We start from the raw sequence: 25,634 nt of genomic DNA, 5'->3' as shown, positions 1-25,634 counted from the left end.
GGAGAAATTTTATGGCTTTAAGAAATATTAGAACTTATGGAGATGAACTTTTAAGAAAGAAGAGTAAACCTGTAGAGGAAATTAATCATAGAATTAAGGTTTTAATTAAGGATATGTTTGAAACTATGTATGATGCAGATGGGGTAGGCCTTGCTGCACCTCAAGTAGGAATACTAAAAAGAATAGTAGTAATTGATGTAGGCGAAGGCCCTATAGCATTGATTAATCCAGAAATAATATCCAAAGAAGGTTCTTATATAGATGTTGAGGGATGTTTAAGTGTTCCAGGAGAGCAAGGTGAAGTTGAAAGACCTGAAAAGGTAAGAGTAAAGGCTTTAAATGAAGAAGGAAAAGAAATTGAATTTGAAGCTGAAGAATTATTTGCAAGAGCTGTTTGTCATGAAATAGATCATTTAAATGGAGTTTTATTTGTTGACAAAGTACTTTCAAAGGAGGAATAATTCTAATATGAACATAGTATTTATGGGTACTCCAGAGTTTGCAGTACCCTCTCTTCAAAGACTTATAGATCAGTATGGAATAATAGCTATTTTTACTCAACCAGACAGACCTAAGGGTAGAGGTAAGAAGTTAGCTATGTCTCCAGTAAAAGAATTAGCTATAAAACACAATATTCCAGTATTTCAGCCGGAAAGGGTTAAGGGAAATGAAGAAGTATTAAAAGTTCTTAAGGATATGAATCCAGATTTTATAATAGTGGTAGCTTATGGACAAATATTACCAAAAGAAATATTAGAGTTGCCTAAATACGCATGTATAAATCTTCATGCTTCATTATTACCAAAGTATAGGGGGGCAGCTCCTATAAATTGGGCAATAATCAATGGAGAAGAAAAAACTGGAAATACTACTATGCTTATGGACATAGGCTTAGACACAGGGGATATGCTCTTAAGTGATGAAGTATATATAAATGAAGATATGACCAAAGGAGAGCTTCATGATATACTAATGAACAATGGAGGAGATCTCCTTGTAAATACTATAGAAGCTATGGTTAAAGGTGAACTAAAACCTAAAAAACAGCAGGAAGATGAAGCCAACTATGCTTCTATGTTAGACAAAGAGATTGCAAAAATTAACTGGAATGAAAGTGCTAAAAATATACACAATTTAATAAGAGGTTTAAATCCATGGCCTATTGCTCATACTGAATATGAAGGAGAAAGAATGAAAATATATAAAAGTAAGGTTTTGAAAAAAGATTCTATAAAGACTCCTGGAACAATACTTAATGTAAGCAAAGAGGGAATAGAAGTTGCCACAAAAGATAAGGTACTTCTTATAGAAATTGTACAATTTCCTAATGGTAAGCCACTAAGTGTTGAGGCTTATATAAATGGGCATGATATTAAAGAAGGATTGTTATTAATATAATTTTAAAGGAGGTAATCTTTTGTTTTATTATGATAGTACTTATTTTATTTTACTGCCAGCTTTATTAATTTCTTTATGGGCTCAGACTAAGATATCTAGATCTTTTAATAAATATTCAAAGGTTTATAGTTCTAATGGATATACAGGATCACAGGTGGCTAGGATGCTTCTTGATAGTGCTGGACTTTTGGATGTTCCTATTGAAAGGGTAGCTGGTAATCTTACGGATCATTATGACCCTTCAAAGAGAGTATTAAGACTTTCAGGAGAAGTTTATTCTAGTACTTCTGTGGCATCTATAGGAGTTGCAGCCCATGAGGTAGGGCATGCCATTCAACATCAAAATTCCTATAAGCCACTTATAGTAAGAAATACTATAGTGCCTATTGTAAATATAAGTTCCAGTGCATCTTGGGTAATATTTTTTATAGGTATAGTAATGGGAATTCAACCTCTAACAAGTTTAGGAATAGTTTTGTTTTCTGCTGTGGTTTTATTTCAATTAGTAACACTTCCAGTAGAATTTGATGCATCAAGTAGAGCACTTAGGATACTGGAGGAAAGGTCAATATTATATGAAAATGAAATATATGGTGCAAAAAAAGTACTGCAAGCTGCAGCTATGACCTATGTAGCAGCTACACTTATGGCTATATCACAGCTATTAAGATTAGTTGCTATAAGTAATAGAAGAAATGATTAAAGAATTTGAGGTAAAGATATGAATGCTAGAGAATTAGCACTTAATGTTGTATGCAAGGTATTTAATGAAGATGCCTATTCTAACATTGTTTTGAATAAAGAATTAAATAATAAAGATATAAAAGAAGTTGATAGAGGATTAATTACAGAAATAGTCTATGGTACTATAAAATATAAATATACCATAGACTATATAATAAGGGTATTTGTAAAGGATATTAGAAAGGTAGATAATTATATATTAAATATATTAAGAATTACTATTTATCAGATGAGATATTTAGATAAGGTTCCTAATTATGCAGCAGTAAACGAAGCTGTAAACTTAGCTAAAAGGAAGTCACAAGGAGCATCTAAATTTGTAAATGGAGTACTTAGAAACTATATAAGAAATAAAGATAAGGATTTTCTTAATAAAGACAATAAGTTTGAAAGATGGAGCTATGAATATTCTTTTGAGCCTTGGATGGTAAAGTTTTTGCATAAGCAGTATGGAGATAGGTATACAGAGCTTATATTGAAGGGATTAAATAGTAGGCCCGAAGTAACAGTAAGGGTAAACTTATCTAAATACTCCTATGATGAAGTTTTTTCAAATTTAGAGGAATCTGGTTATGAAATTTACCAAGGCTTTATATGCAAAGAGGCCATAAGGATATCAAAGGGAAGTAATATTGAAAAAAACAAAAGCTTTATTGAAGGTAAAATTACAGTGCAAGATGAAAGTGCTATGTTAGTGGCACCATCAATGAAACTTCAAACTGGAGATGTAGTTTTAGACTTATGTAGTGCTCCAGGAGGTAAAACTACACATATAGGAGAAATATTAGAGGGAAGTGGACAGGTTTTTGCTTTTGATATACATGAAAACAAATTAAGTCTTATAAGGCAGAATACTAATAGGCTAAGTCTAACTAATATATCCTGTGACACTATGGATGCTACTAAGTTAAATGAAGATTTTATAGATAAAGCAGATAAAGTATTAATTGATGTACCTTGTTCAGGACTTGGTATAATAAGAAAAAAGCCAGAGATAAAGTGGAACAAGAGTTTAAAGAACTTAAAGGATATAGTAGAAATACAAAGAAATATTATGGATAACGCTTCGAAATATGTAAAAAAAGGTGGGGTACTTCTTTATTCTACATGCACATTGAATAAAGAAGAAAATGAAGAAAATGTAAAATGGTTTTTAAATAATCATTCTGATTTTAAACTAGAAAAAGTATTTTTTGGAGATGCTAATAATATTATTTATAGTGAAGAAGGCTATGCCACTATATTACCCCAAGAAAATATGGATGGATTTTTTATAGCTAGATTAATAAAAGTTTAGTAGGTGTTTACATGGAAAATATTTTAGATTTTTCATTAAAAGAATTAAAACAATGGATGAAAAATAATGGAGAAAGTGAATTTAGAGCAAAGCAGATAATGGATTGGATATATAAGGGCGTATGGCAATTTGATTTAATGTCTAATATTCCTAAAAGCTTAAAAGAAAAGTTAAATAGAGATTTTAGTATATATTTACCTAATATTATTGATGTTTTTGAATCAAAAAAGGATAATACTAAAAAACTTTTGTTAGCGCTTAAGGATAATAATCTTATAGAATGTGTAATAATGAACTATAATTATGGAAAATCCATTTGTATATCAACTCAAGTAGGATGCAGAATGGGATGTAAATTTTGTGCATCTACTGTAGGCGGTATGATAAGAAATCTTTCACCAGGAGAGATGATATCAGAAATACTTGTTGCACAAAAGGTAATTGACCATAGAATATCCAATATCGTACTTATGGGAAGTGGAGAACCTTTTGACAATTATGATAATGTAGTTAAGTTTTTAGAAATTGTAAATGCTGATTATGGCTTGAATATTGGTCAAAGACATATTACTTTATCTACTTGTGGTATTGTACCTAAAATAGAGGAGCTTGCAAAAGAAAAGATGCAGATAACCTTAGCCATATCACTTCATGCATCAAATGATTTAAATAGACAGAAGATAATGCCTATAGCAAATAAATACTCCATAAAAGAAATAATTAGTGCTTGTAGAGATTATATAGACCAAACTGGTAGAAGAGTTACCTTTGAGTATGCATTGGTTAAGGGGGTAAATGACTCTGTAGAGGATGCCATAGAATTAAGTGACTTACTAAAAGGATTATTGTGCCATGTTAATTTAATTCCTGTTAATGAAATAAAGGAAAAAATATACAAGAAGTCTTCTGAAGATAATATTAATAAATTTAAAGAGGTATTAAGTAAAAGGGGAATTGAGACCACTGTAAGAAAAGAAATGGGATCAGACATTGATGCGGCTTGCGGTCAACTTAGAAGGAGTTACATAGAAAAGACCCAAATATCAGAAGAGGGGTGCTAATAATGGTGGGAATGATGACTGATGTAGGTAATGTAAGAAGTTTAAACGAAGACTATATTGGAACCTTAATCAGTGAAGATATAAAATTATTTATTGTGGCTGACGGTATGGGAGGACATAATGCAGGCGAGGTAGCAAGTAAGATTGCTGTAGAGAGTATAACAGATTATTTTAAATTAAAAGAGGATATTTCTGAAGAAGACTTGGAGAATGAATTAAAAAAAGCTATAATTTATGCAAATGAAAAAGTATTCAATCTTTCCCATAAAGACGAGGTATATAAAGGTATGGGAACTACTATAACTGCTTGTATTATATATAAAAATAAAGTTCTAGTGGCAAATGTAGGTGATAGCAGTTGCTTTATACTAGAAAAAAATAATATAATTAAAATAACTAAAGATCATTCTTTAGTTCAAGAACTTATAGATGATGGAAGTATCACAGAAAGTGAAGCAGCTCATCATCCTAATAAAAATATAATTACAAGAGCAGTAGGGACTTATTTAGATATAGATATAGATGTATTTGATATTTCAAATAAACATTTTGATGCAATATTATTATGCTCAGATGGGGTAACTAATGAAATTTCAAAAGAAGAACTGGTCTATATGATCGTAGAAAGTACTTGTGAAAGTTACGAAGAACTATGTAAACATATAGTTGAAGAAGCTAAAAAACGTGGAGGACGAGATAACATATCCTTAATTTTAGTTGGAGGAGAGCATAATGATGATAGGAACAATATTAGGTGATAGATATGAGCTCATAGAAAAAATTGGAGAGGGAGGAATGGCCGAGGTTTATAAGGCAAAATGCCATAAGCTTAATAGATTTGATGCTGTAAAAATATTAAAAAAAGAGTTTGTATCTGATAGTGAATTAGTTGATAAATTTAAGAAAGAGGCAACGGCTATTGCCAATTTATCCGATAACAATATAGTTAATATTTTTGATGTAGGTACCCAAGGAGATATAAACTATATTGTTATGGAATACGTAAAGGGAAAAACTTTAAAAGAGGTTATTAGAGAAAATGGAAGATTGCCTTATGAAAGAGTTTTAGATTATGCTACACAAATTGCAAGAGCTTTGGATTGTGCTCACAGAAACAATATAATTCATAGGGATGTAAAACCTCAAAATATATTGGTAACAGAAGATGGTATTGTTAAAGTTACAGACTTTGGTATAGCTAAATCACCAGATTCTACCACCATAACAAACTCTAAAAAAATATTAGGCTCTGCTCATTATTTCTCTCCAGAGCAAGCAAAAGGTACATACGTAGATGTTAGAACTGATATTTATTCTTTAGGAATAGTATTATATGAAATGGTTACAGGAAGAGTACCTTTTGATGCTGAGAGTCCCGTTTCTGTGGCTTTGAAGCATATACAAGAACCTGTAGTTCCACCAAAGCAGATAGTGGAAAACATACCGGAGAGTTTAAATAAGTTAATATTAAAAGCTATAGAAAAAGAGCCTATAAAGAGATATCAAAGTATTAAGGATATTTTAAGTGATTTAATTAAAATACAAAAGAATCCTAATTCAGAGATAATTTATAACAATGTAGATAATGATTTCACTAGAATAATGGATCCTGTAACTGAAGATTTAGTTTATGAAGAATCTGATAGCAATGATAAGAGTGAAATATCGGAAAAGGGGTTATCAAAGAAAAGTAAAAAAGCAATTATATTGTCTTTAATAGGTGTGTTGGTTATATCTTTAGGTGTATTAAGTGCTTATTTAATAGATAGATCTACTAAACCAAAGCAAGAAGCTAAAGAGTTAACAGTGCCTAAAATCATGGGTTTATCTAAAGAGGAAGCTAAAAAAGTGCTTGAAGATGGTAAATTAAAGATGGAAGTAGTTGGAACAGATAAAAGTGATAAACCAGAAGGTACAGTAATTGACTCTAATCCAAAAGAGGGAGAAGTAGCAAAAGAGGGAGATATAGTAAGGGTTATTGTAAGTGGAGGAGTACCTACAATAAAAGTACCAGACCTTAAAGGCGTAGATTTGAAAGATGCTAAGGATATATTAGCAACTTATAATCTTGAAGTTGGAAATATAGATTCTGCATTTAGTGATACAGTTGCTAAGGACTCTATTATAAAACAGGATCCGGAAGCAGATAAACAGGTAGAAAAAGGCACAAAAGTTAATTTGGTTATAAGTAAAGGGCAAGAAATAAAGGTAACAAAGGTACCAAAGGTTACAGGTGCTAACATACAAGATGCTGAAGGTGCATTAAGGAATGCTAAGTTGAATATAAATAAGAGTACGGAAGAAACTAGTGATAAATCTAAAGATCAAAGGGTATATTATCAATCCATAGAACCTGGTATAGAGGTAAAAGAAGGTTCAACCATTAATATAAAGTATTATGTTTATAAAGAGCCAGAAAAGATAAAGGTGGGAGACATAGTAGGTAAAAAAGTAAAAGAAGCACAAGAAATTTTAGCTCAAAGAGGTATAGGTTTGAACCCTAATGGATTTGGAGCTGAAGACACAATTGAAAAGATAGATGTTAATGAAGTGGTATCAGGAGGAACTGTTACGATTGTATCAGCTAAAAAACCTGAACAAGGAAATAACAACAATAATAACAATCAAAACCCAGTAAATCCGCCACAAAAACCTAACCCATAATCTATCATTAATGGAGGAACAGATGAAAGGTATAATTATAAAAGGCATCGGAGGATTCTATTATATAAAGACCCAAGAGGGAGTAGTTGAATGTAAAGCAAGGGGGAAGTTCAGATTTAATGAACTTACCCCTATAGTTGGTGACAAGGTGGAGATAACAGTTAAGAATGGCAAAGGTGTAATAGAAGAGATTAAGGAAAGAAGTTCTGAACTTATAAGACCTATGGTAGCCAATGTAAGTCAGGCCTTTATAGTATTTGCCATTAAAAATCCAGATTTAAACTTAGAGCTTTTAAATAGATTTATATTACTTTGTGAGTACAATAACATAAAATCAGTAATATGTATAAATAAAATTGACCTATGCTCAGAAGATCAATATAATCAAATTAAAAATACTATGAATAATTTGGGTTATGAAGTTTTGTTTATAAATGCAAAAGAGGAAAAGGGTTTAGAACTTCTTAAGGAAAGATTAAAAGATAATGTAACAGTATTATGTGGACCCTCTGGAGTTGGCAAGTCAACAATACTGAATAGTTTAAGTGAAAACCATAAAATGGAGACTGGTGAAGTAAGTGAAAAAATTGGAAGAGGGAAACATACTACAAGACACAGCGAATTAATACAACTAGAGGAAGGTTTTTTAGTAGATACTCCAGGATTCTCCACTTTAGATATAAATTTTATATCTAAAGAAGAATTACAGTACTGCTTTCCAGATTTTGAAGCCTATTTATCAAAATGTAAATTTAATTCTTGTTTGCACTATAAGGAACCAGGTTGTAAAATTAAAGAAGCTGTAGACAGTGGGAATATAAGTAAGTTTAGATATGACTTTTATACTAAAACTTTAGAAGAAATAATGGAAGGGAGAAAGAAAAAATGGTAAAAATAGCACCTTCGATATTATCAGCAGATTTTGCTAAATTAGGAGAACATATTGGAAGGCTTGATAAAAGTGAGGCAGATATTATACATATAGATGTTATGGATGGGAGATTTGTGCCCAATATTAGCTTTGGAATGCCCATAATTAAAGCTATAAGACCTTATACAAAAAAGATTTTTGATGTTCATCTTATGATTGAAGAGCCTTCTAAGTATATAAAGGACTTTGCTGAGGCAGGAGCAGATATTATTACAGTGCATTATGAAGCTGAAAGGCATTTAGATAGAACTATTAGCTACATAAAAAGCTTTGGTGTTAAAGCCGCAGTGGCTTTAAATCCAGCTACTCCTGTTAGTGTATTAGAAAACATATTAGATGAATTAGATATGGTATTAATAATGTCTGTAAATCCTGGATTTGGCGGTCAAAAATATATAAAATATTGTGATAATAAAGTTAAAGACTTAAAGAACATGATAATAGAAAGAGACAAAGACATATTCATAGAGGTAGATGGTGGAATAGATACATCAAATATTTATTCTATTACAAATAATGGAGCTGACATAGTAGTTGCTGGATCAGCTGTTTTTAGAGGAGATAACATAGAAGAAAACATAAAGGCACTTAAAGAGGCCGCAAAATGAAAACAGTTATAGTTTCAGGAGGTAAAGCTCCGTCTTTTGACTTAATTAGTAAGGAAACAAAAGATTGTGATTTTATTATTGGAGCGGATAAAGGTGCAGAGGTGCTTTACAAATATGGGATCAAACCTAATATTTTATTAGGGGATTTTGATTCTATTGATAAGGATGTTTTAATGTATTTTAAAAACAATTTAGAGTTTATTGATGTATATCCAGTAGAAAAAGATTTTACAGATACTGAACTAGCACTTTTAAAAGCTATAGAAAAGCAATCAGAAGAGATAGTTTTTTTAGGTTGTACTGGAAGTAGACTAGATCATGTTCTCGCAAATATAGGACTTTTAAGAAGATGCTTAAAAGAAGGAATAGAAGCTTATATAAAAGATGATAATAATTGTATATTCTTAACTGACAAAAGTTGCAAATTCAAAGGTGAGAAAGGTCAAATGATTTCTTTTCAAGCTTTTGGAGAAGCAGTTAAGGGGTTTAATATATATGATGCAAAATATGAACTTAGGAACTATACTCTTAACTTAGGAGATCCTGTTACGGTATCCAATGAGTTTTTAAATAATGATATAAGTATTAGCTTTGAAAAAGGTATAGTTATAGTATTATACTCAAAAGATTGATTTATTAATTTAAGCTCTAATAAAAGATAAAATAATTAGAATAAAATTAATCACCAAAGACAGTTTGCTGTAATATAATGATTATTGGAGCAATATGTTTCTGGTGATTAATTTGTCTAAACTATGTCATAAGAAAAAAATACTTGGAATAGTAGTAGGTTGTGTTGGATTAGGTATGGTATTATCAGTATTAATGCCCTTGTGGGGATGGCTTTTAGCTATAGGAGGAGGTCTCGTCTATTGTGGATGGTATCTTTTCGATAGCAAAAAATAGAAGATTACAATTTAAACACTAGAATTATATATTAAGAGTTAATCTTTGAGTAAGAGCTATTTTAAGGAGGGTAATATGAAGATAGTGGCAATAAAATTACCTAAGTTTTTATCTAATCTATTAAAATTATTTAAAAAAAGTAAATAATAATAAATAAAAAATGCAATTGCTTAAGTACAACTGCATTTTTTATTTATTATATCGCTCTTTCAACCTTACCTGAACGAAGGCATCTTGTACAAACATGAACAGTCTTTGGAGTTCCATTAACTATTGCTTTTATTCTCTTTACATTTGGAGCCCATTTTCTTTTTGATTGACGGTGTGAATGGCTGTATTGAACACCTGACATAACACCTTTATTGCAATATTCACATCTTCTTGACATTGTAAAACACCTCCTCTAACCTTAGAAGATAATATTCTTCATTTAGCACAAATAATATTCTATCAAATATTCATATTTTGTGCAAGTAAAATATAAACTTATTAGTAAATAAAGTAATTAAAATCTTTAATTTTCTTGAATAAATTATTCAATTAATATAGAATATACTATATGGAATTAATCAAGGAGGATTATATATGATAGGAATTTCTAACGAACATGGTAATATAGAATATTCAGATGAGGTTATAGCTAACATAGTAGGATTATCCACTATGGAATGTTATGGTGTAGTTGGTATGGCTTCAAAAAATGCTGCTGACGGTTTGTGGGAATTACTAAAGGTTGAGAATTTAGGTAAAGGTGTTAAGATTAATTATAAAAATGATGAATTGACCATAGAACTATTTGTAGTACTAGAATATGGAACTAAAATATCAGTTATAGCTAATAATATAATTCAAAGAATAAGATACAATGTAGAGAGCTATACAGGGCTAAAGGTTTTATGTATAACTGTAAATGTTCAAGGTGTCAGAGTCTAGGAGGTTTGCTTAAATGAAATATTTAAAAATAAATGGTGAGCATTTTTATAATATAATGGTGAATGCCAGTAACAGATTAGAAGAGCAAAAAGAATTTGTCAACTCTTTAAATGTATTTCCAGTACCTGATGGAGACACAGGGACTAACATGTCAATGACTTTTAAAGCTGCAGTAAAAGAAATTGAAAATATGAATTCTGAGTCTATAGGTGAGGTTTCAAAAAAATTAGCTAAGGGTGCCCTAATGGGTGCTAGAGGTAATTCAGGGGTTATACTTTCCCAAATATTAAGAGGTATTGCAAAGGGTTTAGAAGGTAAAGATGTAGTAAATGCTGAAGAATTTGCAGAAAGTCTTATGGAAGGTAGTAAGTCCGCATACAAGGCAGTAATGAGACCTATAGAAGGAACAATTCTAACTATAGTAAGAGTGGCTGGTGAAAGTGCAGTAAAAAGCAGAAATACAGATATTACAAAGCTTATGGAAGATGTTTGTAAGTCTGCTGAAGATGCCTTAAATAAAACTCCAGATATGCTTCCAGTGCTAAAAAGTGCTAAAGTTGTTGACTCTGGTGGTATGGGATTATTAATAATATTAAAAGGAATTTATGAAGGCTTAAGAGATGATGTCAAGGCTACAATTGGGGATGTTAATTTTGCTGAGTCAAAGACTTCTGCTGCCAATAATCTTGTAGATCATGATATTAAGTTTGGATATTGTACTGAATTTATAATTTTAGGAGATGCAGATAAAGCTGAAAGTTTCAAGAATAATATTGAATCTTTTGGAGATTCAATGATAGTAGTTGGATATGATGACGTAATTAAAGTTCACATACACACTAATGATCCTGGAGCAGTTTTATCAAGAGCTGTAGCTTTAGGTGAACTTTCAAAAATTAAAATAGACAATATGAGAGAAGAACATAGAAGTCTTATAGTAGAACAAGAGTATAAAGAGGAGCCTAAAGAAGAATTGAAAAAGTATGGATTTATTTCAGTGGCAATGGGAGAAGGAATAGAACATATATTTAAAGATTTAGGTGTAGACTACGTTATAGAAGGTGGTCAAACAATGAATCCTAGTACTCAGGAAATAGTACAAAGTATAGAAAAAGTAAATGCTGAAAATGTATTTATATTACCAAATAATAAAAATATAATTATGTCAGCAACTCAAGCAGCAGAATTAGCAGAGAAAAATGTAATTGTACTACCTACAAAAAGTATTCCTCAAGGGATAACTTGTGTAACAATGTTTAATCCTGATATTGAAGTTGAAGAAAATGTAGAGGTTATGAAAGAAAGCATAGAATCTGTTACTACAGGTTCTGTAACCTATGCTGTTCGTGATACTGAAATGGATGGAATTGAAATAAAAGAAGGTAATATACTAGGAATAGTAGAAGGAAAGATTAAAGAGGTAGGCAGTGAGGTTTTTGAGGTTACAGAAAGTTTATTAGGGAAAATGGTAGATGAGGATAAGTCCTTAATAACTTTATTCTACGGAAGTGACTGCGATAAAAATAAAGTAGAAGAATTTGCTAAGAAGTTAGAGGGAATATACGAGGATTTAGATATACAATGCTATGAAGGAAAGCAACCTTTATATTACTTTATAATTTCAGTAGAATAATTAAAAAAGCCTTCGGGCTTTTTTTATTATGAGGTGTTATTTATGAATCTTTATAAAGATATAGGAGAATTAAAAGGTGTAGGAAAAAAAACAAAGGAGACTCTTAATCGATGTGGAATATTTACTATGATGGATCTTCTTTTATATTTTCCAAGGGAATATGAATTTGTTAATAATGATATTATTTGGGAAGAAAACTTTGAAAAAGAGAAGTTGGTGTTAAATTGCATTTTTCAAGGAGTTAAAAGTGATATTAGAACTAGAACGGGCAAACATCTAACTACCCTAATTTTTAAATATAAAAATATGAAAGTTATAGGAAAATGGTTTAATCAGCCTTATATAAAAAAACAGTTTAATATAGGTGAAGAATATATATTATTAGGTAGTTATAAAAAACAAGGTGATATCTTAGATGTGATAAACCCTGTTATAGGTAGTAAGGATCTTAAAAGTGGTAACATTGTCTCTAAATATGTGCTTAAAGATAATCTAACAAATAAAATCATATTAAAATTAATAAACACAATTTTAGATAATATAGAGATAAAAGAAAATTTACCTTTAGAATTATTAAAAAAATATAACTTTATGTCTTTAGATAGCGCTATTAGAAATATACATTTTCCAAAGGACATGAATAGTTTAAATCATGCTAAGGATAGATTGAAATTTCAGGAACTATTCACTTATTCTCTAAAGATATTAATGTTAAAGAAAAAACTTCAATCTGATACGTTGGGTATTTCATTTAAAATGGATAAATCCTTAAGTGAATTGAAAGATAGCTTACCATTTAGCCTTACAGAAGCTCAAAGTAGAACTATAAGGGAAATTCTTATGGATGAAAAAAGATCTTATCCTATGAATAGATTGGTACAGGGAGATGTAGGAAGTGGTAAAACTATAATAGCTATAATAGCCATGTTTAATGTGGTTAAAAATGGTTATCAAGCTTTATTTATGGCTCCTACTGAAATTCTTGCTAAACAGCATTATGATGAATGTAAAAAACTACTAGGCGATTTCAATATAGAAATAGAATTACTTACAGGAGGTACACCTGCAAAAGAGAAAGACAGTATAAAAAACAAGTTAAGAAGTGGCGATGCTATGATAGTAGTAGGTACACACGCACTAATTGAGGATGATGTAGAAACAAGAAAATTAGGTATGATAATAACAGATGAGCAACATAGATTTGGAGTACATCAAAGAAGTAAATTAATAAACAAAGAAGGTATGGCAGATGTTTTGGTTATGACTGCAACTCCTATACCTAGGACCTTGGCTTTATACTTATATGGGGATTTAGATGTTTCTATTATAGATGAGTTACCTCCAGGACGACAGAAGATAGACACAGTATTCTATAATCAAAGTCAAAGAGATTATGTATATAAATTTTTATTACAAGAAATAAGTAATGGAAGGCAGGCTTATATAGTTTGTCCTCTTATTGAAGAAAATGAAGATTTACCACTTAATTCTGTAAATAAACTATATGAAGAATTAAAAGAAACCTATTTTAAAGAAATTTCTGTAGAGATACTGCATGGGAAGATGAAGGGAGCTTTAAAAGAAGAGATAATGAGTAAATTTAAGAATGGAGATATATCTGTTCTACTTTCTACTACAGTTATAGAAGTTGGAGTAAATGTGCCTAATGCTACAGTAATGGTTATAGAAAATGCAGAAAGGTTTGGTCTTTCGCAGCTCCATCAGTTAAGAGGAAGGGTAGGGAGAGGTAAGCATAAATCTTATTGTTTACTTATTGGAGAGGCAAAATCTAATACAACTAAAAAAAGAATGATGATTATGACTGAGAGCAATGATGGGTTTTATATCGCAGAACAGGATTTAAAATTAAGAGGTTCAGGGGAACTTTTCGGAATAAGGCAACATGGGGAGACGGGATTAATATTAGCAGATATCATGGAAGATATAGAACTTTTTAAAATTGCTAACGAAGAGGGGAGAAGAATTATAAACAGCAACTCTTCTTTAGATAAGAATTTAAGAGAAGAAATTATGAAGTATTTAGAAAGTAGTTCTAAATATATTTGTTTTAATTGAAGTATAAAATCTTTGAATAATATATATTCCTATGTTAAAATATAAAAAAGTGGTTTTTAAGGAGGAAAATAAATGAGAATAATCGCAGGTCTTGCTAAGGGCAGAAAATTATTGTCACCTATGAATATGGAGACAAGACCAACTTTAGATAGAATAAAAGAAGCTATGTTTAATATAATACAGCTAAGAGTTCCAGATGCTACTGCACTAGATGTTTTTGCAGGAACTGGAAGCTTAGGGCTGGAAGCTGTAAGCAGGGGTGCAAAAGAATGCTATCTAATAGATAAAAGTCCTATAACATTTCCTTTATTAAAACAGAACATAGAAAACTTGAACTTTCAAGATAAAGCTCATTGTTTAAATATGGATTCTTATGAAGCTCTAAAAATGCTAGGAAAATCAGAAAAACAATTTGACATAATATTTATAGATCCACCTTACATGAAAGATATGATACCAAAAGCTGTGGAATTGATTCATGGTAATAAGTTATTAAAAAAAGATGGGTTAATTGTAACGAAAATTGATACTCAAGAAGATATACATACAGGAAATGGCTTTATAGAGTTAATTGATCATAGAAAGTATGGTAATACTACCGTATGTTTTTATAGCTATAAGGAGGATTAAACTAATATGAAAAAGGTTGTTTATCCAGGGAGCTTTGATCCTATAACTAATGGTCACTTGGATATAATAGAAAGAGCTTCTAAGATTTTTGATGAAGTTATAGTAGTAGTTTTAGTGAATGTAGATAAAAATGGGCTTTTCCATATAGAAGAAAGGGTAAGACTTATAGAAAAAGTCATAAAACCTTATAAAAATGTTAAGGTTGAAAGTTTTGATGGACTTTTAATAAATTTTATGAAGGAAAGAGATACTAAAGTAATCATAAAAGGACTTAGAGCCTTTTCAGATTTTGAATATGAATTTCAGATGGCTCTTATGAATAATAAGCTAGATTCCTCTATAGAAACAATATTTATGATGACAAATGCACAATATTCTTATTTAAGTTCCTCTTCAGTTAAGCAAGTTGCCAAGTTTGGAGGATGCATAAAGGGATTAGTACCAGATGATATAATCCCTGATATAATGAGAAAAGCTAATAAATAGGAGGGTTTCAAATGGATGTTATTCAGTTATTAGAATATCTTCAAGAAATAGTGGACACTGCATCTAAAGTACCCATTACAGGAAAAATAGTATTGGATAAAAAAGAAATATTAGAAGTTATAGATCAGATAATAAATTATATGCCTGATGAGTTTAAGAAAGCTCAATGGGTTTTAGGTGAAAAAGAAAGAATTCTAGGGGAAGCTCGTGAAGAATATGAAAATATAAAAGAGCAAACCATGGAAATGATGAAAAAACAAGTTGAAAACCATGATATAACAAAAGAAGCACAAATAAAAGCTCAGGAAATAATAGCAGCGGCTCAAAGAGATGCTAAAGCTATAAGGCTAGGAGCAAGAGATTATGCTGATGAAGTGTTATGTCAATTGGATAAAGAAATGGAAGAAAAAACCAAAGATATGATGACCAATATAAAAAGGGATGTAGAAGAATTCATGAAAGCTCTATCAGAGGATCTATCAGAAACATCTTCTACTATAAGGGAAAATATAAAAGAATTAAGAAACATTAAATAATTTTTTTGAAATATAGCTTATTAAAGAAATAAAAACCAATAACAAAACGGGAATATAATTTTTATAATTTATGACCCTAGGCATAATTTGTGATGATGTACATAGTATTTTTTCACCTATAAATAAAGTTGTAGTAAATGTAATACAAAAGCTTATAAGACCTTGAAGAACTTTTCTTAGAAAGTATCTTATTATTGAGATTTCTTCATATTTATATGTGAAAGAATGAACCTGAGCCATTATAGCAAGTCCACTAAAGGCGCATAAAAAGCTGATGAAAGATAATTTTAATGCATAATTGATACTTGATTGAGATAATATATAGCACCCATTAGTAACTTCAATAAAACCTAAAAAAATACCATTAAGAGTTTCTTTAGGTAAAAAAGATATAATATATAACTTATCTAAAACAATGTTATAAATAGCATTGTTTTTTATTATGGACAAAATAACAGAAAAAAGGACTACATAAGAACCTATAGAAAGGGTTGTTTTTAAAGCGTTTTCTATTGATTCTTTCAAAACAGTGCCAAAGTTATAAATTCTAGTTTCCTTAGTTATTTTTAAATTTGTCATTATGTTATTATTGCTACTACTTAAAATAAGAGCTATTATAATACAGGATAAATAATTTGAAAATAGAAGAAGATATCCAGATTTAGTGCTACCTAACATTGATGTACCCACAGCTCCTACTAGAAAAAGGGGACTGGAATTAGAAGCTACATTCACTAATTTAGAAAACTGTGAAGGTGTTATACTACCTGAATCATATAATTCGCAACTATATTTTGCCCCTAAAGGATAGCCGCATAATAGACTTACAATTAATGCAAAGCTAGACTCTTTAGGTAAACCTAATGGTTTACATATTATGGGGCCCAGCAATTTTGCGTATATACTTACGCCATCGTATGCTACTAATATATTTGTCATAACCAGAAAGGGAAATAAAGAAGGAAATAAAGAGTTAAAGAATAATTTCGCACCTTTTATAGAGGATTCTATACACAAGGTGGGGTTTAATATAAAATATATTATAAAAGACGTTAAGACTATGGTAATTAGTATATTTACCTGCTTAGATTTAAGCAAATAAAATAGTAAAATTGCAATGCACAATAAAAGTATAATTAAAACAAACTTCATATTTAAGCCTCCTACAATCCTAAAATCTAGTTTCATACTAAAGATTATATTGAGAAAACAGCAGTATTATTAGTAAATTATATAGATTTATTTAATAAATATTTTAAACTTAATAAAAGCAGGAGGATTTCCTGCTTTTATTAATAACATTTCTTAGATCAAAGTAATTAATATTTTTTCATTCTATTATTCTAGGTCTTTGCAAATAATCTTCATTATATCTTACAGAAGGATTTAACATACTGTAGGCTCTAGTACTTTGCATATCTAGTTTTAACATTGGACATAATTCTTTAGGAATTTTAGTGTGTATTTTAATGTTGGATTTATTTTTTATTTCCTTTAATAGTTTAGATCCTCTAGAATTAAAACCTAGAACTCGTATATATTCCGTGTTACTTCTTCGTAAAGATTCAACTGGATAATTTTCAAAACCAATATAATACTGACATAAAAGTCTGCTTATTCTGGTATAGGTGTATCTTTTACTTTTTATTTCTTTAATAGCATCATGGTAATTTTCGCTATTCCATAAAGTTTTATATACTTTATTATATAGGCCTTCAGAAGCCTCGGGTATATTTTTTAGAGATGCTTCATCTGTTAGAGACTTATATTTTATAAAAGGAAATATATTTTCTATTTCAGCAAATTTGTAGTTTTTTTTAGTTAAATTTTCTATGATTTTGTAGGAAGAGCTGGGAATATGGTTTTTAATTGGCGATAAATCGCTACTAGATTTAAGATAATTTCTTATGGCTGTAGCACTAGAAAAATCTTTGTTAAGGTTCTCATCATTATAATTAGATCCTTGTCTCTTAATTGTAAAGGGAATTATAGAACTATGGATTCTAAATAGTGTTTTTAAATATTCTATAGCTAATATATTATTTGAAGAATTTAAAATATCCATTAGATACTTAGAATCATAAGTACAAGAGTTATGATTCATATATTCAATTAAAGCTAAAGTCCGTGCTTTGGTAAAAGGAAGTCCTGATGATAGGTGATTTTTTAATAAGTATTTATATTCATTAGGTTCTTCACATAATATAGAGGATATTAGTTTTAGTGGTTCTGTATCTCCGATTTCACTTCCAAAACTTAAATAGTTTACAATACCTAAAGAATCCAATATTTCTACTGCACCCTTTGCGAAAAATTCAGCAGAGGATAAGCTAAATATTACAGGAAGCTCAATGACTAGATCTACCCCACTTAAAAGAGCCATTTCTGCTCTATTCCATTTATCTATGTAAGCTGGTAAACCTCTTTGAACAAAATTACCACTCATTATACATATAATATAATCGCAATTTAACTCCTCTTTGGTCTTTTCTATATGATACTTATGACCATTATGTAGTGGGTTGTATTCGGAAATAATGGCAGCTATTTTCATGTAAATTAACTCCTTTATAAATTTAAATGATTATGTAATTTAAAACTATAATCAATAAGAATAAGTTATAATGAACTAAATTATATATTCGCTTTAAAAATAGTTTAATATATAGTATTATACTATAGAGAAATACATATTTAAACTCTGGCTATATTTAGAAAATTTAAAATATATAAATATTATTATAAGCAAAGGATTTTATTATTTTTTGTTGAATTGTATAGCATATTAGGAGTATATTAGATATAGCGGCCTTAAATAGAGGAAAGGAGAAATGAACATGGAACTTATGAAAAATATCTGGCAAGCAGCAAAAGCAGATAGAAAAAAAATTGTGCTTCCAGAAGGTGACGAAGAGAGAAATCTTGTAGCCAGTGAGAAAATTAAAAAAGAAGGATTAGCTGAGGTAGTATTAGTTGGTAGCCTTGAGATTATTAAAGAAAAAGCTAAAAATTTAGGAGTTAATTTAGATGGAATAGAGATTATAGATCCAGAAACATCTCCTAAAACAGATGAATATGCAGAAGCTTTTTACGAGTTAAGAAAGAATAAAGGAATGACTAAGGATAAAGCTTTAAAAATAGTAAAAGATCCATTATACTATGGTACAATGATGGTAAAAATGGATGATGCACATGGAATGGTATCAGGTGCTGTACATACAACTGGTGATTTATTAAGACCAGGATTACAAATAATAAAGACTGCTCCAGGAGTTTCTGTGGTTTCAAGTTTCTTCATTATGATGGTACCAGACTGTCAATATGGTGAAGAAGGAATGTTGGTATTTTCAGATTGTGCTGTTAATCCAAATCCCACAGCAGAACAATTAGCATCCATAGCTATTGCTACAGCTGAAACTGCAAAAAGTTTATGTAAAATAGATCCTAAAGTAGCAATGTTATCTTTTTCTACTATGGGAAGTGCGGATCACGAGTTAGTAGAAAAAGTTAGAAACGCTACAGAAATAGCAAAGGAACAAAGACCAGATTTAGCTATAGATGGAGAAATGCAATTAGATGCAGCTATAGTAGGTAAAGTTGCTAAACAAAAGGCACCAAATAGTGAGGTTGCTGGAAAAGCAAATGTATTAATATTCCCAGATTTACAATCTGGAAACATAGGATATAAGTTAGTTCAAAGATTTGCTAAGGCAGAGGCTATTGGACCTATATGTCAAGGCTTTGCTAAGCCTATAAATGACTTATCTAGAGGTTGTAGTTCTGATGATATAGTAAGCGTTGTAGCTTTGACTGCTGTTCAAGCTCAAGCTATTAAGTAAATAAATTTATTATTTGTAAAAGTGAAAGGGGTAAATTAAATGAAAATACTAGTTATTAACTGTGGTAGTTCATCTTTAAAGTATCAATTAATTGATATGGCAAATGAAATGGCTTTAGCTAAAGGGTTAGTTGAGAGAATAGGAATTGAAGGTTCTATATTAACTCAAAAAGTTGAAGGAAGAGATAAATATGTGGTTAAAGAAACAATGAATGACCACAATGATGCAATTAGAATAGTTCTTGATGCTCTAGTAGATAAAGAAAATGGAGTTATCAAGAACATGGAAGAAATTAGCGCAGTAGGACACAGAGTGGTTCATGGGGGAGAAAAATACTCTAAATCAGTAATTATAGATGATGAAGTTATGAAAGAACTTGAAGAATGTGCAAAACTAGCACCGCTTCATAATCCACCAAATATAATTGGAATAAATGCATGCAAAAAATTAATGCCAAATACACCAATGGTTGTAGTGTTTGATACTGCATTCCATCAAACTATGCCTGAAAAAGCGTACATATATCCATTACCATATGAATTATATACTGAGCACAAGATTAGAAAATATGGCTTCCATGGAACATCTCATAAATATGTTTCTAATGTAGCAGCAGAGATGATAGGTAAAGATATAAAGGATTTAAAGATCATAACTTGTCACTTAGGTAACGGAGGAAGTGTTACAGCAGTTAAGAATGGTGAATCTATAGATACCACTATGGGATTCACGCCTCTTGAAGGAATAGCTATGGGAACAAGATCAGGAAATATAGACCCTGCAATAGTTACATTCTTAATAAAAGAGCTTAACTATTCTGTAGAAGAAGCAAATAATTTATTAAATAAAAAGTCCGGAGTGCTTGGAATATCAGGAGTAAGCAGTGATTTTAGAGACATTGAAGAGGCTGCAAGTAATGGAAATAAAAGAGCAGAATTGGCATTAGACGTATTCCATTACAGAGTTAAACAGGCTATAGGATCTTATGCAGCAGTAATGGGTGGCGTTGATTGTATAGTGTTTACTGCAGGATTAGGAGAAAATGCTCCAGAAACAAGAGAAGCAATATGCAATGGACTAGAATTCTTAGGTGTTAATGTAGATAAAGAAAAGAATAATGTAAGAGGGAAAGCTACTCTTGTAAGTGCTGCAGATTCAAAGGTAAAAGTTTTTGTAATACCTACTGATGAAGAACTTATGATAGCAAGAGATACAAAGGAACTTATAAGTAAATAGCAAGAAATATCTTGACTTTTAATAGGGTAGTTTATATAATAAATTGTGGTTATAAAGCAAATATAATTACTTAAGGAGTGAATATGAAAGCTTAGGAGCATTACAGTCTAAGCTTTCAGTGGAAAGCTATGATTATAGAACTTACCGAATTAAACAAACATAAGTCTTTTAAGAAAGAAATATCTTTCACCTATGAAAAAAATCGTATAAGATACGATGGTGAAAATATATGTTTTTCAAAACCAATAGAACTAAATGGTGATATAAGCTCTACTGGTGATATAATTAACTTAGTATTACAAGTGTCTACAGAATTAGAACTTGTATGTTCTAGGTGCCTAGAAAAGTTTAATTATCCTCTAAATTTTCAAATGAATGAACAAATGTCCTTTGATGAAGATATAGAGGATGAAGATATAATCATTTTAAATAATGATAAATTAGATGTTACTGAATTTGTAGAAAACAGTATCATATTAACATTACCTATGAAAAGACTTTGTAGTGAAGACTGCAAAGGGCTTTGCCAAAATTGCGGGACTAATTTAAATATACAAAGTTGTGATTGTTACAAACATGATATTGACCCAAGATTGGCTAAGTTAAAAGATCTGTTTTTGGCTGATTAAGGAGGTGTTATAAATGGGAAATCCAGCGAGAAAATTTTCTAAAGGAAGAAGAGATTCAAGAAGAGCACAAACTTTCAAGCTAAGCGTGCCAGGTATTGTTGAATGTCCACAATGCCATGAAATGAAGCTTGCTCATAGAGTATGTAAAAATTGTGGTTACTACAAAGGTAAGGAAGTTGTAGCTGCTGAAGAAAAATAAGAAAAGTCAAGAAAGTCATATGACTTTCTTTTCTTTATACCTTAAATAGAAAAAGGGGTGTTAATGGTGAAAATTGCTGTGGATGGAATGGGTGGAGATTATTCACCTAAAATAGTTGTGGAAGGTTCTATAGAGGCCTTAAAAGAATTTAAAGACTTACATATAATTATTACAGGTAAAGAAGAAGATATAAGGTCTGAATTAGATAATCATGAATATGATAAAAGTAGATTAAGTATCGTTAATGCAACCGAAATAATAGAAACTAATGAGCACCCCGTAATGGCAATAAGAAGAAAAAAAGATTCTAGTTTAGTTAAAGCATTGAATTTAGTAAAAAACAACGAAGCTGATGCAATAATTTCTGCAGGAAGCACTGGAGCATTTATGGCTGGTTCTCTTTTTATAGTAGGACGTATTAAAGGTATAGATAGGCCTGCCCTTGCTCCATTAATGCCAGGAAAGAATGGCAAGTTTATGGTTATAGACTGCGGTGCTAATGCAGAGTGTAAACCTAATAATTTAGTACAATTTGCCTATATGGGAAAAATATATTTTGAAAATATTTTAAATACTAGAAACCCATCTGTAGGACTTGTGAATATAGGTGTAGAAGAAGAAAAGGGTAATGAGTTAACAAAGGCTACCTACCAGCTATTAAAAGAAGCACCTATTAATTTTGTAGGAAATATAGAACCTAGAGATGTACCATCAGGTGATACTAATATATTGGTATGTGATGGTTTTGTGGGAAATACAATTTTAAAGATGTATGAAGGTGTATCTTCTACGATTTTTGATATTTTAAAATCTGAGATAATGGGTTCTACTAGAACTAAAATTGGAGGACTCCTTTTAAAACCAGTATTTAAAGGTTTCAAAACAAAATTTGACTACAAAGAATATGGTGGAGCTGCTTTCCTAGGAGTTAAAGGAATATGTATAAAGGCCCATGGAAGTTCTGATGGAAGAGCATTTAAAAATGCTATAAGGCAAGCTAAAATATTTTATGATAATAAAATTATTGAAAAGATAAGTAAGGAAATAGAAGAATATGATATAAATTAATATTGCATTCTTATATTGACGATAAATAATATATGTAATATTATCTAATTATAGAATTTTGTTAGGAGGTGAGAATATGACATTTGAGAAGATAAAGGCAATTATAGCTGACAAATTAAGTGTTGATGAAGACGTTATTACTATGGAATCATCCTTTATTGAAGATTTAGGTGCTGATTCTCTTGATATAGTTGAACTTGTAATGGCTTTAGAAGATGAGTTTGACCTAGAGATAGCTGATGAAGATGCAGAGAAAATTTCTACTGTAGGAGATGTAGTAGAGTATATAAGACAAAATGTTGAAGAGTAACCTAAAGTCCCGTATATCGGGGCTTTATTTATCCCATAGGTGCCTTTATAAAAGTCACTTTATGATAAAATAAAGTTTATTCTTGAGTTTGCATACTGGTTAGTAGATTGAAGAATAAACTTCTTTGAGGAGTTGAGCAAATGAGACATTATTTAGATAACATATTGAATCTTGAGAGAGAGATTCAAACAACATTTACAAACAAAGAATATTTAGTAACAGCTATAACACACAGTTCTTATGCTAATCAATTTAAGAACATAACCTATAATGAAAGATTAGAATTTTTAGGTGATTCCGTATTACAGCTTTGCATAACAGAGTATCTTTTCAATAATTACAGGGAAAAGAGCGAAGGGCAGCTAACTAAATTAAGATCTCTCATAGTGTGTGAAAACTCACTTTATGAAATTGCATTAGGTTGGAATGTTGGAAAGTATATGAGAATGAGTAGAGGGGAAGAATTGACTGGAGGAAGAGAGAGGGTATCAATTCAAGCAGATTGTGTTGAAGCCATAATTGCTGCAGTATATTTGGATAAAGGTATAGAGTATGTTAAAGAATTTATAATAAAAAACTTTAAAAATACTATAGTAAAAGCTATAAATCAAGAGATAATATTAGATTATAAAACTACACTACAAGAGACTCTTCAAAAAAATGGGGAAGTAGAAATTGAATATGAGCTAGTTAAATATGAAGGGCCTCCACATAGAAGAAAATTTTATACAAGAGTGGTTATTGACGAAAGAGTTATGGGGGAAGGTGCTGGATATAGTAAAAAAGAGTCTGAACAAAATTCAGCTAGAGAAGCCTTATTAAATCTGGAGGATAAACATGAGTAAAAATCATTATATTATACCTATATTTGTTCCACATGAAGGGTGCCCTCATAATTGTGTATTTTGTAATCAAACAAAAATAACAGGAGAAGAAGAAAAAGTAGATGCTAATTTTGTAAAAAACACTATAGATGAGTATTTAAAAACTATAGACAAAAATTCTGCAACTATAGAAGTATCCTTTTTTGGAGGCACTTTTACGGCTATACCTATTGAAAAACAAAAGGAACTTTTAGCTGTAGCAAAAATATATAAAGAAGATGGAAAAATAAATAAAATAAGATTATCTACTAGACCTGACTACATTGATAGGGATATATTAAATAATTTGAAAGACTACTCTGTAGATATAATTGAACTTGGGATACAATCCTTAGATGAAGAGGTGTTGTTAAAATCAGGTAGAGGTCATAACGAAGAGGATGTAATAAAAGCTTCTAATATGATAAAGGATTATGGATTTACATTAGGGCATCAAATAATGCTAGGATTACCTGGGGATACCTTTGAAAAGGACATAGACACTACTAAAAAAATAATAGGAATGAAGCCAAAGCTATGTAGAATATATCCTTCTCTAGTAATTAAAGATACCCCTATGGAATGGATGTATAACAATGGGAGATATAAGCCATATACCTTAGAAGAGGCAGTAAATATATCAAAAATAGTATATTCTATGTTAATATCTGAGGATATAAATGTTATAAGGATAGGATTACAGCCTACAGAAAATATAAATAAGGGTGGAGATGTGGTTGCGGGACCTTTTCACCCAGCTTTTAGAGAATTGGTTGAAAGTAGTTTATGGAATGATATTATATATGACAGTATAAAAGAATTTTCTACAAAAATAACCATATATATATCAGATAGAGATGTGTCTAAACTTTACGCTAATAAAAAGATTTATTTTAATAGAATGAAAGAAAGTATTAAGTCAGAAGAACTTTGCATTAGAATAGATAAGAAACAACCAAGAGGAAATGTAACTATAGATATCAATGGAAATATAAGAAAACTGTCGTTTTATGATGTAATAAAAAATAAAGGTAAAGAAGGAAATTTATTTCTCCCATAGAATTATTAAGTATAGCGTCATTGCTTATAATAGCTTATTTTCACTAAAATTAGTTTTAATAAACATGGTAGGGAGGATTTGAATTATGGAGGTATTAAAAGTATCAGCTCAATCACAACCAAAATCTGTTGCAGGTGCTTTGGCAGCAGTGCTTAGAGACAATTGTTCAGCGGAAGTTCAAGCTGTTGGAGCAGGAGCAGTAAATCAAGCAGTTAAAGCTATTGCAATAACTAGAGGATATGTAGCACCTAATGGCATAGATTTAGTTGTAGTACCAGCCTTTTCTGAAATATTAATTGATGGAGAAGAACGTACGGCTATTAAGTTCATTGTAGAACCGAGATAACAATCAGCTTGATATCTATAAACACTGAAAGAAAAATATTTGAAATATTAATATAAATGGAAGTGCCAAAAGGTACTTCCATTTATAATTATTGAAATTTTTAAGCATATATTATAAACTAATATAAGGTAAAAAAAGTAGAGGTGTTAAGTATGAAGGTTAAAATTAGGGAAAGAATAGG

General features: G+C 30.4%; 30 protein-coding genes. 27 read left to right on the top strand and 3 right to left on the bottom strand.

All coding sequences use genetic code 11. The annotated features are described in order from the left end of the window. Positions 1 to 11 precede the first annotated feature (11 nt). From def to spoVM, 12 genes are all read left to right on the top strand, one after another. The gene (def, locus tag KQI89_RS03770; RefSeq protein WP_032121790.1) at positions 12 to 461 is read left to right on the top strand and encodes a peptide deformylase; all 450 of its coding nucleotides are present in this window, start codon (positions 12 to 14) and stop codon (positions 459 to 461) included. A 7-nt stretch (positions 462 to 468) separates the two neighbouring features. Then, a complete protein-coding gene (fmt, locus tag KQI89_RS03765; protein ID WP_216455962.1) occupies positions 469 to 1,398 on the top strand; it encodes a methionyl-tRNA formyltransferase in 930 nt (309 codons plus the stop codon). 19 nt (positions 1,399 to 1,417) lie between these two features. After that, the gene (locus KQI89_RS03760) at positions 1,418 to 2,101 is read left to right on the top strand and encodes a zinc metallopeptidase (RefSeq protein WP_216455961.1); all 684 of its coding nucleotides are present in this window, start codon (positions 1,418 to 1,420) and stop codon (positions 2,099 to 2,101) included. An 18-nt stretch (positions 2,102 to 2,119) separates the two neighbouring features. Beyond that, positions 2,120 to 3,439, top strand: a complete 1,320-nt coding sequence (gene rsmB / locus KQI89_RS03755) for a 16S rRNA (cytosine(967)-C(5))-methyltransferase RsmB (RefSeq protein WP_032121787.1) — start codon at positions 2,120 to 2,122, stop codon at positions 3,437 to 3,439. An 11-nt stretch (positions 3,440 to 3,450) separates the two neighbouring features. Further along, positions 3,451 to 4,500 carry a dual-specificity RNA methyltransferase RlmN gene (gene rlmN / locus KQI89_RS03750; RefSeq protein ID WP_216455960.1) on the top strand — a complete coding sequence of 350 codons (1,050 nt, stop codon included), beginning with the start codon at positions 3,451 to 3,453 and terminating at the stop codon, positions 4,498 to 4,500. Positions 4,501 to 4,502: 2 nt separating this feature from the next. Continuing rightward, complete coding sequence (locus tag KQI89_RS03745; protein ID WP_032121785.1) at positions 4,503 to 5,258, top strand: Stp1/IreP family PP2C-type Ser/Thr phosphatase; 756 nt, start codon at positions 4,503 to 4,505, stop codon at positions 5,256 to 5,258. Beyond that, entirely contained in the window at positions 5,236 to 7,164 is a 1,929-nt protein-coding gene (gene pknB, locus KQI89_RS03740; RefSeq protein ID WP_216456656.1) for a Stk1 family PASTA domain-containing Ser/Thr kinase, read from the top strand. The genes KQI89_RS03745 and pknB overlap by 23 nt, the downstream gene beginning before the upstream one ends. Positions 7,165 to 7,186: 22 nt before the next feature. Beyond that, a complete protein-coding gene (gene rsgA / locus KQI89_RS03735; protein WP_216455959.1) occupies positions 7,187 to 8,056 on the top strand; it encodes a ribosome small subunit-dependent GTPase A in 870 nt (289 codons plus the stop codon). Then, positions 8,050 to 8,703 (top strand): ribulose-phosphate 3-epimerase, encoded by a 654-nt coding sequence (rpe, locus tag KQI89_RS03730; RefSeq protein ID WP_216455957.1) that lies wholly within the window; start codon positions 8,050 to 8,052, stop codon positions 8,701 to 8,703. Before rsgA ends, rpe begins: the two co-directional genes overlap by 7 nt. Beyond that, a complete protein-coding gene (locus KQI89_RS03725; RefSeq protein WP_216455956.1) occupies positions 8,700 to 9,335 on the top strand; it encodes a thiamine diphosphokinase in 636 nt (211 codons plus the stop codon). The genes rpe and KQI89_RS03725 overlap by 4 nt, the downstream gene beginning before the upstream one ends. A gap of 112 nt (positions 9,336 to 9,447) precedes the next feature. Beyond that, complete coding sequence (locus KQI89_RS03720) at positions 9,448 to 9,609, top strand: hypothetical protein (RefSeq protein WP_246582943.1); 162 nt, start codon at positions 9,448 to 9,450, stop codon at positions 9,607 to 9,609. Positions 9,610 to 9,684: 75 nt separating this feature from the next. Further along, a complete protein-coding gene (spoVM, locus tag KQI89_RS18130; RefSeq protein WP_106383682.1) occupies positions 9,685 to 9,756 on the top strand; it encodes a stage V sporulation protein SpoVM in 72 nt (23 codons plus the stop codon). Positions 9,757 to 9,805: 49 nt separating this feature from the next. Here the strand turns inward: spoVM and rpmB are convergent, their stop codons facing one another. Further along, positions 9,806 to 9,997 (bottom strand): 50S ribosomal protein L28, encoded by a 192-nt coding sequence (gene rpmB, locus KQI89_RS03710; protein ID WP_032121781.1) that lies wholly within the window; start codon positions 9,995 to 9,997, stop codon positions 9,806 to 9,808. Between the two features lie 197 nt (positions 9,998 to 10,194). On the opposite strand from rpmB, the gene KQI89_RS03705 reads away from it, so the two are divergent. From KQI89_RS03705 to KQI89_RS03680, 6 genes are all read left to right on the top strand, one after another. Next, on the top strand, positions 10,195 to 10,542 hold the full coding sequence (locus KQI89_RS03705) for an Asp23/Gls24 family envelope stress response protein (RefSeq protein WP_032121780.1): 348 nt from the start codon (positions 10,195 to 10,197) through the stop codon (positions 10,540 to 10,542). A 13-nt stretch (positions 10,543 to 10,555) separates the two neighbouring features. Next, positions 10,556 to 12,175: a DAK2 domain-containing protein gene (locus tag KQI89_RS03700; RefSeq protein ID WP_216455954.1), complete on the top strand. Its 1,620-nt coding sequence runs from the start codon at positions 10,556 to 10,558 to the stop codon at positions 12,173 to 12,175. Between the two features lie 42 nt (positions 12,176 to 12,217). Then, complete coding sequence (recG, locus tag KQI89_RS03695; RefSeq protein WP_216455953.1) at positions 12,218 to 14,251, top strand: ATP-dependent DNA helicase RecG; 2,034 nt, start codon at positions 12,218 to 12,220, stop codon at positions 14,249 to 14,251. Between the two features lie 72 nt (positions 14,252 to 14,323). Beyond that, positions 14,324 to 14,881, top strand: a complete 558-nt coding sequence (gene rsmD, locus KQI89_RS03690; RefSeq protein WP_216455952.1) for a 16S rRNA (guanine(966)-N(2))-methyltransferase RsmD — start codon at positions 14,324 to 14,326, stop codon at positions 14,879 to 14,881. Positions 14,882 to 14,887: 6 nt separating this feature from the next. Further along, positions 14,888 to 15,367 (top strand): pantetheine-phosphate adenylyltransferase, encoded by a 480-nt coding sequence (coaD, locus tag KQI89_RS03685; protein ID WP_216455951.1) that lies wholly within the window; start codon positions 14,888 to 14,890, stop codon positions 15,365 to 15,367. 11 nt (positions 15,368 to 15,378) lie between these two features. After that, a complete protein-coding gene (locus tag KQI89_RS03680; RefSeq protein WP_032121775.1) occupies positions 15,379 to 15,903 on the top strand; it encodes a hypothetical protein in 525 nt (174 codons plus the stop codon). On the opposite strand, the gene ylbJ is transcribed toward KQI89_RS03680, so the two are convergent. Both ylbJ and KQI89_RS03670 read right to left on the bottom strand, forming a co-directional pair. Next, positions 15,886 to 17,055: a sporulation integral membrane protein YlbJ gene (gene ylbJ, locus KQI89_RS03675; RefSeq protein WP_216455950.1), complete on the bottom strand. Its 1,170-nt coding sequence runs from the start codon at positions 17,053 to 17,055 to the stop codon at positions 15,886 to 15,888. The genes KQI89_RS03680 and ylbJ overlap by 18 nt on opposite strands. Positions 17,056 to 17,233: 178 nt before the next feature. After that, complete coding sequence (locus KQI89_RS03670) at positions 17,234 to 18,457, bottom strand: nucleotidyltransferase (protein ID WP_216455948.1); 1,224 nt, start codon at positions 18,455 to 18,457, stop codon at positions 17,234 to 17,236. 283 nt (positions 18,458 to 18,740) lie between these two features. On the opposite strand from KQI89_RS03670, the gene pta reads away from it, so the two are divergent. The 9 genes from pta (at position 18,741) to KQI89_RS03625 (ending at position 25,453) form a co-directional block, all read left to right on the top strand. Continuing rightward, entirely contained in the window at positions 18,741 to 19,742 is a 1,002-nt protein-coding gene (gene pta, locus KQI89_RS03665; protein WP_216455947.1) for a phosphate acetyltransferase, read from the top strand. A gap of 39 nt (positions 19,743 to 19,781) precedes the next feature. Beyond that, positions 19,782 to 20,978 (top strand): acetate kinase, encoded by a 1,197-nt coding sequence (locus tag KQI89_RS03660; RefSeq protein WP_216455945.1) that lies wholly within the window; start codon positions 19,782 to 19,784, stop codon positions 20,976 to 20,978. 128 nt (positions 20,979 to 21,106) lie between these two features. Next, the gene (locus tag KQI89_RS03655; protein ID WP_032121770.1) at positions 21,107 to 21,607 is read left to right on the top strand and encodes a YceD family protein; all 501 of its coding nucleotides are present in this window, start codon (positions 21,107 to 21,109) and stop codon (positions 21,605 to 21,607) included. A 13-nt stretch (positions 21,608 to 21,620) separates the two neighbouring features. Beyond that, positions 21,621 to 21,806 (top strand): 50S ribosomal protein L32, encoded by a 186-nt coding sequence (gene rpmF, locus KQI89_RS03650; protein WP_032121769.1) that lies wholly within the window; start codon positions 21,621 to 21,623, stop codon positions 21,804 to 21,806. Between the two features lie 66 nt (positions 21,807 to 21,872). Then, positions 21,873 to 22,874 (top strand): phosphate acyltransferase PlsX, encoded by a 1,002-nt coding sequence (gene plsX / locus KQI89_RS03645; RefSeq protein WP_032121768.1) that lies wholly within the window; start codon positions 21,873 to 21,875, stop codon positions 22,872 to 22,874. 76 nt (positions 22,875 to 22,950) lie between these two features. Beyond that, positions 22,951 to 23,184: an acyl carrier protein gene (acpP, locus tag KQI89_RS03640; protein ID WP_032121767.1), complete on the top strand. Its 234-nt coding sequence runs from the start codon at positions 22,951 to 22,953 to the stop codon at positions 23,182 to 23,184. Between the two features lie 140 nt (positions 23,185 to 23,324). Further along, entirely contained in the window at positions 23,325 to 24,029 is a 705-nt protein-coding gene (rnc, locus tag KQI89_RS03635; protein ID WP_032121766.1) for a ribonuclease III, read from the top strand. Then, complete coding sequence (locus tag KQI89_RS03630) at positions 24,022 to 25,107, top strand: elongator complex protein 3 (RefSeq protein ID WP_216455944.1); 1,086 nt, start codon at positions 24,022 to 24,024, stop codon at positions 25,105 to 25,107. The genes rnc and KQI89_RS03630 overlap by 8 nt, the downstream gene beginning before the upstream one ends. An 85-nt stretch (positions 25,108 to 25,192) precedes the next feature. Beyond that, on the top strand, positions 25,193 to 25,453 hold the full coding sequence (locus KQI89_RS03625) for a stage V sporulation protein S (RefSeq protein ID WP_032121764.1): 261 nt from the start codon (positions 25,193 to 25,195) through the stop codon (positions 25,451 to 25,453). Positions 25,454 to 25,634 lie beyond the last annotated feature (181 nt).

The sequence above is a fragment of the Clostridium simiarum genome (genome assembly GCF_018919175.1).
Taxonomy (GTDB): domain Bacteria; phylum Bacillota; class Clostridia; order Clostridiales; family Clostridiaceae; genus Clostridium_L; species Clostridium_L simiarum.
This window is presented reverse-complemented; position numbering and strand designations above follow the sequence as displayed.

Bases quoted from the DNA above. Each gene is read 5' to 3' on its own strand.
- def (WP_032121790.1), top strand. From the start codon at position 12: ATGGCTTTAAGAAATATTAGAACTTATGGAGATGAACTTTTAAGAAAG.
- fmt (WP_216455962.1), top strand. From the start codon at position 469: ATGAACATAGTATTTATGGGTACTCCAGAGTTTGCAGTACCCTCTCTT.
- rsmB (WP_032121787.1), top strand. From the start codon at position 2,120: ATGAATGCTAGAGAATTAGCACTTAATGTTGTATGCAAGGTATTTAAT.
- rlmN (WP_216455960.1), top strand. From the start codon at position 3,451: ATGGAAAATATTTTAGATTTTTCATTAAAAGAATTAAAACAATGGATG.
- KQI89_RS03745 (WP_032121785.1), top strand. From the start codon at position 4,503: ATGGTGGGAATGATGACTGATGTAGGTAATGTAAGAAGTTTAAACGAA.
- pknB (WP_216456656.1), top strand. From the start codon at position 5,236: ATGATAGGAACAATATTAGGTGATAGATATGAGCTCATAGAAAAAATT.
- rsgA (WP_216455959.1), top strand. From the start codon at position 7,187: ATGAAAGGTATAATTATAAAAGGCATCGGAGGATTCTATTATATAAAG.
- rpe (WP_216455957.1), top strand. From the start codon at position 8,050: ATGGTAAAAATAGCACCTTCGATATTATCAGCAGATTTTGCTAAATTA.
- KQI89_RS03725 (WP_216455956.1), top strand. From the start codon at position 8,700: ATGAAAACAGTTATAGTTTCAGGAGGTAAAGCTCCGTCTTTTGACTTA.
- rpmB (WP_032121781.1), bottom strand. From the start codon at position 9,997: ATGTCAAGAAGATGTGAATATTGCAATAAAGGTGTTATGTCAGGTGTT.
- KQI89_RS03705 (WP_032121780.1), top strand. From the start codon at position 10,195: ATGATAGGAATTTCTAACGAACATGGTAATATAGAATATTCAGATGAG.
- KQI89_RS03700 (WP_216455954.1), top strand. From the start codon at position 10,556: ATGAAATATTTAAAAATAAATGGTGAGCATTTTTATAATATAATGGTG.
- recG (WP_216455953.1), top strand. From the start codon at position 12,218: ATGAATCTTTATAAAGATATAGGAGAATTAAAAGGTGTAGGAAAAAAA.
- rsmD (WP_216455952.1), top strand. From the start codon at position 14,324: ATGAGAATAATCGCAGGTCTTGCTAAGGGCAGAAAATTATTGTCACCT.
- coaD (WP_216455951.1), top strand. From the start codon at position 14,888: ATGAAAAAGGTTGTTTATCCAGGGAGCTTTGATCCTATAACTAATGGT.
- KQI89_RS03680 (WP_032121775.1), top strand. From the start codon at position 15,379: ATGGATGTTATTCAGTTATTAGAATATCTTCAAGAAATAGTGGACACT.
- ylbJ (WP_216455950.1), bottom strand. From the start codon at position 17,055: ATGAAGTTTGTTTTAATTATACTTTTATTGTGCATTGCAATTTTACTA.
- KQI89_RS03670 (WP_216455948.1), bottom strand. From the start codon at position 18,457: ATGAAAATAGCTGCCATTATTTCCGAATACAACCCACTACATAATGGT.
- pta (WP_216455947.1), top strand. From the start codon at position 18,741: ATGGAACTTATGAAAAATATCTGGCAAGCAGCAAAAGCAGATAGAAAA.
- KQI89_RS03660 (WP_216455945.1), top strand. From the start codon at position 19,782: ATGAAAATACTAGTTATTAACTGTGGTAGTTCATCTTTAAAGTATCAA.
- KQI89_RS03655 (WP_032121770.1), top strand. From the start codon at position 21,107: ATGATTATAGAACTTACCGAATTAAACAAACATAAGTCTTTTAAGAAA.
- rpmF (WP_032121769.1), top strand. From the start codon at position 21,621: ATGGGAAATCCAGCGAGAAAATTTTCTAAAGGAAGAAGAGATTCAAGA.
- acpP (WP_032121767.1), top strand. From the start codon at position 22,951: ATGACATTTGAGAAGATAAAGGCAATTATAGCTGACAAATTAAGTGTT.
- rnc (WP_032121766.1), top strand. From the start codon at position 23,325: ATGAGACATTATTTAGATAACATATTGAATCTTGAGAGAGAGATTCAA.
- KQI89_RS03630 (WP_216455944.1), top strand. From the start codon at position 24,022: ATGAGTAAAAATCATTATATTATACCTATATTTGTTCCACATGAAGGG.
- KQI89_RS03625 (WP_032121764.1), top strand. From the start codon at position 25,193: ATGGAGGTATTAAAAGTATCAGCTCAATCACAACCAAAATCTGTTGCA.